This is a genomic window from Paenibacillus sp. FSL H7-0756, from assembly GCF_038006765.1.
GTDB lineage: Bacteria > Bacillota > Bacilli > Paenibacillales > Paenibacillaceae > Paenibacillus_AQ.
Map to the genome: position 1 here is coordinate 647,086 of NZ_JBBOVT010000001.1, position 12,768 is coordinate 659,853.

General features: G+C 54.9%; 12 protein-coding genes and 1 riboswitch. All 12 genes read right to left on the reverse strand.

Annotated elements, in window-relative coordinates:
- Positions 1–17: 17 nt before the first annotated feature.
- Positions 18–959 (reverse strand): gluconeogenesis factor YvcK family protein, encoded by a 942-nt coding sequence (locus NST04_RS02760; RefSeq protein WP_200869550.1) that lies wholly within the window; start codon positions 957–959, stop codon positions 18–20.
- A 57-nt stretch (positions 960–1,016) separates the two neighbouring features.
- Complete coding sequence (gene rapZ / locus NST04_RS02765) at positions 1,017–1,916, reverse strand: RNase adapter RapZ (protein WP_341183087.1); 900 nt, start codon at positions 1,914–1,916, stop codon at positions 1,017–1,019.
- A 45-nt stretch (positions 1,917–1,961) separates the two neighbouring features.
- Complete coding sequence (locus tag NST04_RS02770) at positions 1,962–2,912, reverse strand: ROK family glucokinase (RefSeq protein WP_036690067.1); 951 nt, start codon at positions 2,910–2,912, stop codon at positions 1,962–1,964.
- A 172-nt stretch (positions 2,913–3,084) separates the two neighbouring features.
- A complete protein-coding gene (locus NST04_RS02775) occupies positions 3,085–4,347 on the reverse strand; it encodes a DUF438 domain-containing protein (RefSeq protein ID WP_341183088.1) in 1,263 nt (420 codons plus the stop codon).
- 14 nt (positions 4,348–4,361) lie between these two features.
- Positions 4,362–4,589 carry a DUF1858 domain-containing protein gene (locus tag NST04_RS02780; RefSeq protein ID WP_341183089.1) on the reverse strand — a complete coding sequence of 76 codons (228 nt, stop codon included), beginning with the start codon at positions 4,587–4,589 and terminating at the stop codon, positions 4,362–4,364.
- Between the two features lie 163 nt (positions 4,590–4,752).
- Positions 4,753–6,453 (reverse strand): phosphomethylpyrimidine synthase ThiC, encoded by a 1,701-nt coding sequence (gene thiC, locus NST04_RS02785; protein WP_341183090.1) that lies wholly within the window; start codon positions 6,451–6,453, stop codon positions 4,753–4,755.
- A 152-nt stretch (positions 6,454–6,605) separates the two neighbouring features.
- A riboswitch (TPP riboswitch) is annotated at positions 6,606–6,712 on the reverse strand.
- A gap of 49 nt (positions 6,713–6,761) precedes the next feature.
- On the reverse strand, positions 6,762–7,715 hold the full coding sequence (gene trxB, locus NST04_RS02790; RefSeq protein WP_076077056.1) for a thioredoxin-disulfide reductase: 954 nt from the start codon (positions 7,713–7,715) through the stop codon (positions 6,762–6,764).
- A gap of 48 nt (positions 7,716–7,763) precedes the next feature.
- Positions 7,764–9,212, reverse strand: coding sequence for a tetratricopeptide repeat protein (locus NST04_RS02795; RefSeq protein ID WP_341183091.1), 1,449 nt, complete (start codon positions 9,210–9,212; stop codon positions 7,764–7,766).
- 257 nt (positions 9,213–9,469) lie between these two features.
- Positions 9,470–10,417 (reverse strand): ribose-phosphate diphosphokinase, encoded by a 948-nt coding sequence (locus tag NST04_RS02800; protein WP_036690058.1) that lies wholly within the window; start codon positions 10,415–10,417, stop codon positions 9,470–9,472.
- A 22-nt stretch (positions 10,418–10,439) separates the two neighbouring features.
- A complete protein-coding gene (hisJ, locus tag NST04_RS02805; RefSeq protein WP_341183092.1) occupies positions 10,440–11,267 on the reverse strand; it encodes a histidinol-phosphatase HisJ in 828 nt (275 codons plus the stop codon).
- Positions 11,268–11,281: 14 nt separating this feature from the next.
- Positions 11,282–12,001 (reverse strand): bifunctional phosphoribosyl-AMP cyclohydrolase/phosphoribosyl-ATP diphosphatase HisIE, encoded by a 720-nt coding sequence (gene hisIE / locus NST04_RS02810; RefSeq protein ID WP_341183093.1) that lies wholly within the window; start codon positions 11,999–12,001, stop codon positions 11,282–11,284.
- Positions 11,998–12,756, reverse strand: coding sequence for an imidazole glycerol phosphate synthase subunit HisF (gene hisF, locus NST04_RS02815; protein WP_341183094.1), 759 nt, complete (start codon positions 12,754–12,756; stop codon positions 11,998–12,000). The genes hisIE and hisF overlap by 4 nt, the downstream gene beginning before the upstream one ends.
- Between the last annotated feature and the right edge of the window lie 12 nt (positions 12,757–12,768).

Genomic DNA, 12,768 nt, shown 5'->3' on the forward strand with positions numbered 1-12,768 from the left:
GGGCTCACCTCTTTCATTTAACTCTTTCTGTCAATCCAATCCTTCACCAGCTGGAAAATATGGTGACTGAGCTTATCTGTATCATGCCGCAAATAGGTTTTAAATAATACCAGCTTGTCGGCAATCACCTTATACCCGTTGCCGTCTACAGCCTCACGGTCAAGCTGTACCGGACGGGCGCCCTTCTCGGCGTATTTGATCTGCACCTGCTCCGGGATCTCCCCGTCATTGACGATTACATAATCGAACAGATGCAGCCCGATATGGTCATATACGGCCTGTAGATGGTCATTTACTGTGTAATTATCCGTCTCACCCGGCTGAGTCATTACATTGCATACAAAAATCTTAATGGCCTCTGAAGCCACCACGGCTTCCGCCAGCTTAGGCACCAGCAGATTCGGCAAAATGCTGGTATACAGACTGCCCGGACCAAGCAGAATAGCATCTGCGTTGCGGATGGCCTCCAGCGCCTCCGGCAGCGGCTCTACATCCACAGGCTCCAGGAACACGCGCTTAATGACGCCGCCTGCCTCCGGGATTTTGGACTCTCCGGTAATCAGCGTCCCGTCCGCCATCTCGGCATGCAGGATTACCGCTTCTCCGGCCGCAGGCAGCACCCGGCCGCGAACGGCGAACAGACGGCTCAGCTCCCGGACTGCTGTAACGAAGTCCCCCGAGATATCGGTCAGTGCAGCCAGAATCAGATTGCCCAGGCTATGTCCGGCTAAGCCTTCTCCGCTGCTGAAGCGGTACTTCATAATCTGCGCCATCAGAGGCTCAACGTCAGCCATAGCTGTAAGTACGTTGCGGATATCTCCGGGCGGCGGCATCTGCAGCTCACTGCGCAGAATCCCGGAGCTTCCCCCGTCATCTGCGACAGTTACGATCGCCGTGATATCCAGCGGCTTCTCTTTCAACCCCCGTAGCATTACGGAGAGTCCGGTTCCGCCGCCCATTACGACAATCTTCGGACGCTGTCCTTGTTCTTCAGCCACTAATTATCCCTTCTCTCATCAATGCCGGTCGCGTTCGGAGTCCCTATGGCTGACTGCTACCAGCTCCGTCTCGCTAACCCCCAGCATTTTGCCCAGATATTCGGAGATGGCTACCGAACGGTGTTTGCCGCCCGTACAGCCGATACCGATAATAATCTGTGATTTGCCTTCCTTGCGGTATTGCGGAATAAGGAATTGAAGCATATCTAGCAGCTTGGTCAGGAATTCTTGCGTTTCAGGCCATTTCATTACGTAGTCGTACACCTCGTTGTCTTGGCCTGTCTTGGGCCGCAGCTGGTCCACATAATGCGGATTAGGCAAGAAGCGGACGTCGAACACCAAGTCAGCATCAATCGGAATCCCATACTTGAATCCAAAAGAAGTAATGTTAACCGAGAGGGTGCTTTTCCCCAGATGGGAGAAGCGTGACACTATTTTTTCTTTGAGCTGGACCGGCTTCATGCTGCTGGTATCCAGACACAGGGTAGCTGAGTTCTTCAGCTCCTCCAGCATCTGGCGCTCCATGCGGATGCCGTCCAGCGGCATGCCCTTGGGAGCAAGCGGATGATGCCTCCGGCTCTCCTTGTAACGCTGTACAAGCACTGAATCTGTGGCGTCCAGGAAAAGGATCTCACACCCGATCGTTGACTCGTCCTTGATGTAGGCCAAAGACTCCGACAGGGCGGTGAAGAATTCCCGCCCCCTGAGGTCGATGACCAGCGCCACCTTCGCGATTTTACCCTTGGACTGCTCAATCAGCTCTGCGAATTTCGGGATGAGCACAGGCGGAAGATTATCCACGCAGAAGAATCCCAGATCCTCCAGGCTCTGCACGGCAATCGTCTTGCCCGCACCCGACATGCCTGTAATGATAATCAGGGTGGCATGGGCGGGCAGGGTTTGCTCGAGGTCGGTCATTACAGCATCCCTCCCTATGTTTAGTATATGAATAATTCCGGTCTTTTAAGAACGCAGGAGCAGACCTGCCGCACCAATAATACCGGCGTCATTGCCAAGTGCTGCAGGTACAATCGTAACACCGGTCTGCAGAGGGGCTGGTGCCAGCTTAGCGAACACCCGGCGGACTTCATCGAACAGAATATCTCCTGCTTTGGAGACTCCGCCCCCGACGATAAATACTTCAGGGTTCAGAACCGCTGCGACGGAAGCCATCGATTTGCCCAGGTAGAAGGCCGCCCGGTTCACAATCCGCAGCGCAGCCTCATCGCCTGCCTTAGCGGCATCGAATACTTCCTTCGCAGCGATTTTTTCAACGGTAGACAGGGAGGTCCGGTCACCGCGTGCTACAGCATCGTTGGCCATACGGATAATGCCTGTCGCTGAGGAAACGGTTTCCAAACAGCCCATGTTCCCGCAGCCGCACTGGATCGCTTCCAGATCGGGCACCACGGAGATATGTCCCAGCTCACCGGCCAGGCCGGCAAAGCCCTGATACACTTTACCATTAATAATAATACCGCCGCCGACACCCGTGCCGAGCGTATAGCAGACGCAATTCTCTATGCCGCGCCCTGCCCCGCTCCAGGCTTCACCCAGTGCTGCCACGTTGGCATCATTGTCTATTTTGACTGGCTTGTTCAGACGACCCTCCAGAATGGAGCGGATCGGCACATCTCTAAATCCTATGTTGGGCGCAAGGATGATGATACCTTCACGAATATTCGTAAATCCGGCCAGTCCCGCACCCACACCAGCCAGCTGGTCCCAGGAGTACGGAGAGTCCTCCACTATCTGGCGTACATACTTCTCGATATTATCGATGACAGCATCAACGCCATCCGCAGTCCCTGTCGGACCTTCGTAAGTGTGCAGCAGGCTTCCCTCGGCATTACAGATTCCAACCTTAATCGTGGTACCACCTAAATCCACGCCAACGTAGATATGTTCAGACATGTTACAAGCCACCTTTTTCTATGCTAAAATAGTTAATCCTACGTACCCACTATAATAGAAGCCTCCCCTGCGGTCAAGGAAAGGCGATACACCCGGGTCACGGCGTAGCAAAAAGACTCTCAGGCGCCGCTACCCGCGTGAAAGTCCAAATGTTTCTTCTATAATAAATATGCTATTCCGACAAAATCCGCTTCTGGCCCTCAAGGGCACGGATCGGTGCGATATTCTGAGTGAATTCCAGTGTCCCCATATAACGGCCGTCTGCATCCCGCACGGCGAAATAACGGATATAGATGAATTTATCCTTGATGTTGATCCAGAAGTCCTCGGCATCCTTCACCCCGGCCTTGAAGTCAGCCAGCAGCTTCTCCACGACATGCACGCTTTGCGGCGGATGGCAGTTCTGCACCGTGCGGCCGATGACCGCCTTCGTCCGGGCGAAGATCCGTTCCTTGCCATGCGAGAAGTAGCGGACGACATCGTTCTCATCGATAAAGGTGAGATCCACCGGCAGATGATTCATCAGCGTCTCGAGCTGGTGGAGCGAGAGCAGCCCGGTCTCAAACCGGATGAAGCCTTGCGGGGACAGTCCTTCTCCCTCTGCCGCCGGCACCTCTGCACCTTCCGGTTCAGCCGCACGTTCCGGTACCCACACCTGCTCCGGTGCGGCCAGGCAGAAGCCGATCTCATCACTCTCGCGGGCGATCCGGACCCACTCATCCTCAGTCAGCTTATCCAGCGCCATCGGGAGCAGAATATTCTCTTCCTTGAAGATCATCTCGTTGACTTCCTGGATGATCTCCTCCAGCGAGGCGGCAATCTGCTCCGTCTCCCCGTTGAAGCTGCTTAGTGCCTTCTTGGCTTCCTTAATCATGCTGCGGATGCCGTCATCAACCCCCCACATCACTTTGGTAGGGCCGTAGATACCGTACTTCTCCAGGTAAGGGAACAGCAGATTCTCCTTGCGGCTGTAGTGCTTGTCGAGATCCAGCAGCAGGCTTAAGTCCTCCAGCAGCTTATAGATGATCTCATCGCTAGCGTTCTTCTTGAACTTATCCTTGTGCAGCGCGAGCCGGAAGTTGACCAGCCGCTCGATCTCCCGGTTCTCCAGCTTGAAGGTATGCACAGGGTGGCCCGGCTGCTCCTCAGGCTTCGCGGACCGGTGAATCTGCTCAATCGAGCCTTTGAAGATAGCGGTATGCACAGAGCAGAGGCGCTGTACCTCCTCTACCGGAATCCCTTCCTCAGTCATCAGAGAGTGCTCCATTGCGGAGATTTCCGCGACCGTCACATCACCTACCGCCTCTTCAAAACGCGCCTTGACCTCTTCCACACTTTTGCCTGCATGAAGCTCCTTGATGATTTCTCTCAGCATAGCCTGGCGGCGCGTCTGTTCCGGAATATCGACCTCGCGGTTATTAATCAGTTCGCTCATCGTAATCTCCCCTTCTATTCTATAATCTCGAAACCATGCTGCTGAAAGGCCAGCCGAACAGTTTCCAGCTCTATTTTCTTTAATTTCATTCCTTTGGACAGGGTCATGAATCGTCCTGCAGTCTGCAGCATTCCAGGCTTCGCAATATCACGGAACCCCAGCTCCACCATGATCTCAACCACTTCCGGGTGCCTGGTTACCAGCTCAAAGACCGATTCATCCAGCTTCAACGGTTTGCTCATTCTTTTGCACACCTCACTAATGAGAATCCTTCTCAGGTAACAGCTTAGCATAGGGTACGGGGGTGGATTGTGATTGTAATCACTAACTGTAAAAAGACTATCCCCGCAAGCCGCTCAGCTTGGGGGATAGCCTAAGAATATTATGATTCCGCTGTATTAGCAGCTAAGTTACAGTGATTTGCTCCACCCTATGGGAATTACGGATATCATGCGAAATCCGCATGCTGCAGAACTTAGGTCCGCACATCGAACAGAAATGCGCCTGCTTCGCCCCCTCCGCCGGAAGGGTCTCGTCATGATACGCAAGCGCCCTTTCCGGGTCCAGGGAGAGATGGAACTGGTCGCGCCAGCGGAACTCGAACCGCGCCTTGGACAGCGCATTGTCCCGGTCCTGCGCTCCCGGATGCCCCTTGGCGAGGTCTGCGGCATGTGCAGCAATTTTATAGGTAATGACGCCTTCGCGCACATCATTCTTGTCAGGCAGGCCTAAATGCTCCTTAGGGGTAACATAGCACAGCATCGCTGTTCCGAGCCCCCCGATCATCGCTGCTCCGATGGCTGAAGTGATGTGATCATAGCCGGGTGCAATATCTGTAGTCAGCGGCCCGAGCGTATAGAAAGGAGCCTCCCGGCAAATCTCAAGCTGCTTGTCCATATTCTCCTTAATTTTGTGCAGCGGCACATGCCCCGGACCTTCGACCATGACCTGAACATCGTGCTTCCAGGCTAGTAGCGTCAGTTCTCCCAGCGTCTCCAGCTCGGCGAACTGAGCCTCGTCATTGGCATCGGCGATAGAGCCGGGACGCAGGCCATCCCCCAGTGAGAAGGCCACATCATATGTCTTCATAATCTCACATATGTCTTCGAAGTGTGTGTACAGGAAGTTCTCCTGCTGATGGGCCAGGCACCAGGCCGCCATAATCGATCCGCCCCGGGAGACGATACCGGTCATTCTCCGGGCAGTGAGCGGAATATAGCGCCGCAGCACCCCTGCATGAATAGTGAAGTAATCCACCCCCTGCTCCGCCTGTTCAATCAGGGTGTCACGGTAGAGCTCCCAGGTTAAGTTCTCGGCAATGCCATTCACCTTCTCCAGCGCCTGGTATAAGGGCACTGTACCGACCGGCACAGGAGAATTGCGGATAATCCACTCCCGGGTGGTATGGATCTTGGAGCCGGTGGAGAGATCCATAATGGTGTCAGCCCCCCAGCGGGTTGCCCAGCGCATCTTCTCCACTTCCTCTTCTATGGAAGAAGTGACCGCAGAATTTCCGATGTTCGCATTGATCTTCACCAGGAAGTTACGGCCGATAATCATCGGCTCGCTCTCCGGGTGATTGATATTGGCCGGAATAATAGCACGGCCCGCAGCCACCTCATCCCTTACGAACTCCGGCCGGGTATTCTCCCGGATCGCAATATACTCCATTTCCGGTGTGATGCTCCCTTGCCTTGCATAATGCAGCTGGGTCACATTACCGCCTGCATAGGCCCGCCGGGGATTCCTGCTCAGTCCTGGACAAGCTTCCGCAGCTGCCCCTTCTCTGCGGATTCCGTTATCCTCCGGCCGGACCGCCCTTCCGGTGTATTCCTCCGAATCACCACGCTCCGCGATCCAGCTTGAACGGTGCGGCGGCAGCCCTCTCCGAATGTCCGTCTCCTCCGCGGCATCCGTATAAATACCGCTTGTGTCATAGACACGCAGCGGAGCATTCTCCTCTTCCCCGGCAACGCCTTCGGTTCTGCTGAGGCTGATCTCCCGCATCGGAACCCGGATATCCGTGCGTGAGCCCTCCACATACACTTTACGGCTGGCGGGGAATCCGGACAGATCTACCTCGCCGTTCTTCATTATTTCTGGCATTCTAATCTCCTCCTATTGGCTCTAATGAGCTTTTCAGATAAGATTTCACGCAGCAGACTGAGCTGAAGAATCTATAGATTCTTACAAATCAAAAAGCCGCTCCACCTGGAGCGGCTTTATTAAAGGAACAGCCAAATAAGACTGTATTCAAAAAAAGTCCGACTCCACTTTCCTACGCTGGTATAATCCAGATCAGGTTCAAGGGTCCGGAAATTCAATTTTCCCGTCTCAGCCTATTCAGGCTCCCCTAGTGGGTATCTTATCTAATTAAATACATTTTACCTGTGCGGGTAATTCTTGTAAACCCGTTATTTGTCCAGCGATTCGCTCCAGTCGTGCACCATCGTGCCTTCCAGGAACTTCTCGGCATCCATGGCGGCCATACAGCCGGTTCCCGCTGCTGATATCGCTTGACGGTAACGGGTATCCTGCACATCGCCGCAGGCGAATACACCAGGGATATTGGTCTCGGTGGTACCCGGGTTCACCACGATATAGCCGTTAGCATCCGTATTAATCTGCCCGCCCAAGAAGGCTGTGTTCGGCGTGTGTCCAATGGCTACGAACACACCGTCTGCCTCTACCAGCTCTGTCAGACCTGTCTCATTATTAAGCACCGTAAGACCCTTCACTCCGGTCTCTCCTACCGTTACTTCCACCGGGGTGCGGTTCAAAGCCCAGGTTACCTTGCTGTTATCACGCGCCCGGTCCTGCATGATCTTCGAGGCACGCAGCTCGGGACGGCGGTGAACCAGCGTTACGCTGGACGCAAAGCGGGTCAGGAAGCTGGCTTCCTCCATGGCGGAGTCTCCGCCGCCGACGACGACAATCTTTTTATTACGGAAAAAGAAGCCGTCACAGGTCGCACAGGTGCTGACCCCGCGTCCCACATTCTCCTGCTCGCCCGGGATGCCCAGATATCTTGCAGAAGCCCCGGTTGAAATAATAACCGACTCTGCTTCCAGTACACCCATCCCGTCCACGGTTACTTTGAACGGGCGCTGTGAGAAGTCCACCGACTCCACCCAGCCGTTCTTGAATTCAGCGCCGAAGCGTTCCGCCTGCTTGCGCATATTGTCCATCAGGTCAGGACCCAGAATCCCTTCAGGGAAGCCTGGAAAGTTCTCCACTTCTGTCGTCGTTGTCAGCTGTCCTCCCGGCTGCAAGCCTTCAATTACCAGCGGGCTCAGGTTCGCACGCGCCAGATAAATCGCGGCTGTCAGCCCGGCCGGGCCTGTTCCGATTACAATCGTTTTGTACATTACATTGGCCTCCTTACAAGTGGTGTGTGTCTTAGAACAACAATGGCTTCAAATACGGGTAGTGGACGGCGTTAAGCCGCCGGTTCCGGGCAGTATCCCCTTGGGTCCGGGAGCAGCCACAGGCTCCTGCTCTTCACCCGGCGAGCTGCCGGCTTCATTCAGGTTCTCCCCGATCAGCCGCTGGAGGCTGAACAATGCTGCCTCCTGCAGGCGGTCCTCCTGCAGCGGCTCCTGCTCCAGAACTCCGCGCAGCACCTCGGACATCTCCTCGTCCTCAATCCAGCGCAGCGCCTCGGTCACCTGGAGCTTCGTAGCGGAATCGCCGTAGCGTAGCGCCCAGAAGAACGAGGCGCGCAGCAGCGGATTATTCCGCACTTCTTCAGTGAACCTGCCTGTATTGCCCTTCCACTGCTTCAGCTGCTCCTGGAAGGGCAGCTGATAATTATAGCTGACAGTAGGCATCGGATGTCCTTCTGCCCGGACCTGCTGGAGCTGGGACAGGAAGAACGCCGGGACAGCGGAAGCAGGGTCCAGCTTGGCTGCCTGTCTCCAGCAGCGCAGCGCCTCATCATGTCTTCCGCTATTGCTTGCCGCCGCCGCACAGTAATGATACAGGCCGGCGTCTCCGGCGACCTCCTCATCCTTCAGCAGACGGCGGAAATGGCTGTAAGCGGCGGTATGCCGGCCGAGGATACCCATAGTTGTAGCCATTTTGAAAACATGCTCCTGATGGAACGGCACCGTTGCTTCAAGCATCCCCAGCAGCGTCTCAAGCTGCTCCTTGTCCCCTGCATACTGCAGGAAGATGGCCATATTGCACAGAGCGTGCAGATTGCCGGGGTCCTGCTTCAGCACCTCATTCAGACATTCCTTCGCCTTGGCAAACCGGCCCATATAGAAATGGGCGAGTGCCAGATTATTATGCGCAGCCAAAAAATCCGGAGTGCTCGCAGTGATCTCCTCCAGCAGCTCTACAGCCTGAGGAAACTTGCCCTCCTCCAGCAGACTGCGCGCCCGGTCATGCTCTACAACTCCCTCACGGCTGCGGATACGCACCAGCGGAGCAGGCCGATTCAGCTCATATTGCAGGAGCTCCATCAGTTCTTCGGATTCGGTCATGAACTCGCCGTCTGCATCCTCTTCCAAGTAAATGACCAGCGAACGCTCCGCCTCTTCAAAGCTTTCCATATTAGCGAAGTTATTAGCCATATAGAAATGGCATTCCGTCATAGCGGGGTCGATCTTCTCCAAAACATGGATAAGAATCTCGTTAGATGCGGTATAATTGCCCATCTCAGATAATATACCCGCCATATTGCAATGATTCACCGGATTATCCGGCTCATATTCAACAGCTTTGCGAAAATTTCTTAATGCCTTATCATATTGAAAGCGGTCCAGCGACCGAACGGCTCTTTCAAAGAAAAAATTGGCATCCAGAGTGACCGGAATGATATTACTGTTCTCCGCGACATTCTCTGAAGTTCTCTCAATCATGGAAGCAAGGCACCTCCCTTTTGTCAGCTTCCCTAGCCTTACACCTTACCTGATCGTTTCCATTTATGGTCTCGGCTGTCTTCTTCACACAGTATACCACATGTGGCAACGAGATTCTCAATCTCAAGAGAGTGCTGACGGGAGGGAAAAGCTCAAGTGGAAACGGCTTTGCTGTCCTTTCAGGGACGGCACCCGTTTCAGCGAGAAATAGAAGGATTGGTTATCGTCATCTCATTCACAAAAAAAAGACGCGGGAGTTAAATCCCTGCGTCTCTAAACAGCTTATCTATGGAACCGCCCTCGATGATAATACGCGTGGCTTCAGCCAGCATGGGGGCTACCGAAAGCACTGCGAATCTGCTGGAATGCTCGTCCGGCAGGGCAATGGAATCGGTAATGACAATCTCGTCGATATTGGGATGGTCCATCCGCGCAAGCGCATCTCCGGAGAACAGTCCGTGTGTAGCACAGACGATGCTGTTCCGCGCACCCCGCTCCTTCAGGCCCTCCACCACATTGACGATAGTCGTTCCCGTATCAATAAGATCCTCGATAATGATCGGCGTCCTGCCTTCCACATCACCAATGACATGGGTGATCACCGATTCATTATGAGCCGGACGCTTCTTGATCATGATAGCGAACGGCGAATCCAGACGGCTGGCCAGCTTCTCCGCCATGGATGCGCGTCCCGCATCCGGGGAGACCACGACCAGATCAGTAAGACCCTTCACCTTCAGATAACCGCTGATCAGATCAAGTGCGGTCAGATGATCGACCGGAATATTGAAGAATCCCTGTATGGCTGCGGCATGCAGATCAATGGTAATTACGCGCGTTGCACCGGCGGTGGTCAGCACATCCGCTACCATTTTGGCCGAGATCGGCTCACGCGGTGCAGATTTGCGCTCCTGCCGGGCGTACCCGTAATAAGGAACGATAATATTCACCGTTCTGGCCGATGCACGCTTGGCGGCATCAATCATGACCAGCAGCTCTACAAACAGCTCGTTAATCGGATGAGCCAGGGATTGCACCAAAAATACGTCGCAGTTCCGGATGCTCTCTTCATAATGCACATAAATCTCGCCGCTTTTGAAACGGGTCAGCTTGATCTGGCCAAGCGGAGCACCAAGGCGCTCCGCAATATCAGCGGCAAGCTTCGGATTCGACGAACCGGAAAAAATCCGTAATTGATGATGCATAGTACCCTCCTGGGATTATAATTTATAATGCTAACGGCACATTGGTACGGCGGCGTCCTTCAAAGACGGCCAGTTCGCGGAAGCCGGTGCGCCAGAGCATGTCCCGGGCCTCTGGTAAGCCGTCTCCCAGCTTCATGGGATCATGCGCATCAGAACCAACCGTGAGCGGAATGCCCAGCGCAAGCGCCTGGACGAGCACATGCTCTGCCGGGAACATCTCGGCGCAAGGCTTGGTCAGCCCGGAAGCATTCAGCTCCATGGCGATTCCGCTGCGGGCGATGACCTTCAGCGTATCCAGCTCAAGCGCTCTGGCCTCGGCCAGGCCCTCCGGCGTCCGGGGGCCGTAACCGAACCTTTTGATGACGTCCATATGTCCTATAATATCATATAATCCCGATAACGCCGACTTCTGTACAGCATCATAATAACGGCGGTATACCGCCATTACATCCTGGCCTTCCCAGCCATGGGTCTGCCGGTGGTCGGTAATATCCCATTCTCCCAGGAAATGCACCGAACCAATCAGGTAATCCCATGGATAAGGTGCCAAAAGCTCGCGGATCTGTTCCTCATATCCCTCAATATAATCCGCCTCCAGCCCGACCCGCAGCTCAATCTTGCCCCGGTAGCGTTCCTTCAGCGTCAGGCATTCCTCCACATATCGCGGAAGCTCCGCAAGAGGCATAGCCATCTCGGGATAGTAGTGGTCCGGATCGACATGGATTAGCGGCAGATGATCCGACAGCCCGAGCTGCTCAAGCCCCAGAGCGATGCCCCGCTGCACATACTCCTCCAGCTTCCCGACCGCATGGCCGCAGCGTTCATGATGGGTATGATAATCGATGTGCATGCTGAAAGCTCCTCCTAATCGCGCCGCGGCCGTTCATGGCGGGCGCTTAGCTCTTCCAGAATCTCATCCAGCGGAAGCTTGCGCTCCTGCAGCAGCACGAGCAGGTGATAGATCAGATCGCTAACTTCCAGGCGCAGCTCGGCATTATCTTTGTTTTTGGCGGCAATGATCGTCTCGGAGGCTTCCTCACCGACCTTCTTCAGGATCTTGTCCACGCCCTTGTCAAACAGATAGGTGGTATACGCTCCCTCCGGACGGTTCACCTCACGCTCAGCAATGACACGCTCCAGCTCACCGAGTACCGCAAACCGGCCGCTCTCTGCTTCAGCAGCATTCACGGCAGCCCCGGCAGTCTCCGTTACGGTTGCCGGTGAATCTAGCGGAATCTCGCGGAAGAAGCAGCTGTTCTCCCCGGTATGGCAGGCCGGACCCTCCGGCACTACCTTCACCAGCAGCGTATCGCTGTCACAATCGTAATGGATCGAGGTGATCGCCTGGGTATTGCCGGACGTTCCCCCCTTATGCCACAGCTCGCTGCGCGAACGGCTCCAGAACCAGGTCTGGCCGCTCGTAAGTGAGCGCTGCAGCGATTCAGGGTTCATATAGGCGAACATTAATACCTCCAGCGTGCGTGCATCCTGAATGACAGCAGGCAGCAGGCCTGCTTCATTCCAGCGGATGCCGGACACTGCCTCCTGCTGGCTTAGTGCGATATCCTTCTTGTCCTCGCTCATCGGATCTCTACTCCTCTTTGCTTCAGATCAGCCTTCAGATCATGAATAGCAATCTCTTTATAGTGAAAAATGGTTGCCGCAAGTCCGGCATCTGCCCGGCCTTCCGTAAATACATCATAGAAATGCTCAATTTTCCCGGCCCCGCCGGAAGCAATGACAGGAATACTCAGCAGGTCGCTGACCGCCGCCGTCAGCTTCAGGTCGAAGCCGTCCTTGGTCCCGTCCGCATCCATACTCGTAAGCAGAATCTCCCCGGCTCCCAGCCGCTCAGCTTCCTTGGCCCAGTTCAAGGCCCGGATACCCGTGGGCGTACGTCCACCGTGCGTATACACTTCCCATTCGCCCCAAGCCTCATTATATTTGGCATCCATCGCCACAACAATGCATTGGGAGCCGAAGTGACGGGCCCCTTCCAGAATCAGCTGTGGGTTATTTACAGCGGCTGTGTTGATGCCGATCTTGTCCGCTCCGGCACGCAGAATCCGCTTCATATCATCAGGGGTCGAGATTCCGCCGCCCACCGTGAAGGGAATGGCAATCTCACCTGCCGTCTGCCGCACCACTTCAATCATGGTCGCCCTGCCTTCCACAGAAGCGGAAATATCGAGGAATACCAGCTCATCCGCTCCCTCGCGGTCGTACAGCGCCGCAAGCTCCACCGGATCTCCGGCATCGCGCAGATTCACAAAATTCACACCTTTTACCACACGCCCGTCCTTCACATCCAGACAGGGAATAATCCGTTTCGCCAACATGCCAAGACCCCT

Excerpts from the sequence above, each read along its gene's own strand:
- NST04_RS02760 (WP_200869550.1), bottom strand. The coding sequence starts at position 959 with ATGGGCGGCGGAACCGGACTCTCCGTAATGCTACGGGGGTTGAAAGAG.
- rapZ (WP_341183087.1), bottom strand. The coding sequence starts at position 1,916 with ATGACCGACCTCGAGCAAACCCTGCCCGCCCATGCCACCCTGATTATC.
- NST04_RS02770 (WP_036690067.1), bottom strand. The coding sequence starts at position 2,912 with ATGTCTGAACATATCTACGTTGGCGTGGATTTAGGTGGTACCACGATT.
- NST04_RS02775 (WP_341183088.1), bottom strand. The coding sequence starts at position 4,347 with ATGAGCGAACTGATTAATAACCGCGAGGTCGATATTCCGGAACAGACG.
- NST04_RS02780 (WP_341183089.1), bottom strand. The coding sequence starts at position 4,589 with ATGAGCAAACCGTTGAAGCTGGATGAATCGGTCTTTGAGCTGGTAACC.
- thiC (WP_341183090.1), bottom strand. The coding sequence starts at position 6,453 with ATGCCAGAAATAATGAAGAACGGCGAGGTAGATCTGTCCGGATTCCCC.
- trxB (WP_076077056.1), bottom strand. The coding sequence starts at position 7,715 with ATGTACAAAACGATTGTAATCGGAACAGGCCCGGCCGGGCTGACAGCC.
- NST04_RS02795 (WP_341183091.1), bottom strand. The coding sequence starts at position 9,212 with ATGATTGAGAGAACTTCAGAGAATGTCGCGGAGAACAGTAATATCATT.
- NST04_RS02800 (WP_036690058.1), bottom strand. The coding sequence starts at position 10,417 with ATGCATCATCAATTACGGATTTTTTCCGGTTCGTCGAATCCGAAGCTT.
- hisJ (WP_341183092.1), bottom strand. The coding sequence starts at position 11,267 with ATGCACATCGATTATCATACCCATCATGAACGCTGCGGCCATGCGGTC.
- hisIE (WP_341183093.1), bottom strand. The coding sequence starts at position 12,001 with ATGAGCGAGGACAAGAAGGATATCGCACTAAGCCAGCAGGAGGCAGTG.
- hisF (WP_341183094.1), bottom strand. The coding sequence starts at position 12,756 with ATGTTGGCGAAACGGATTATTCCCTGTCTGGATGTGAAGGACGGGCGT.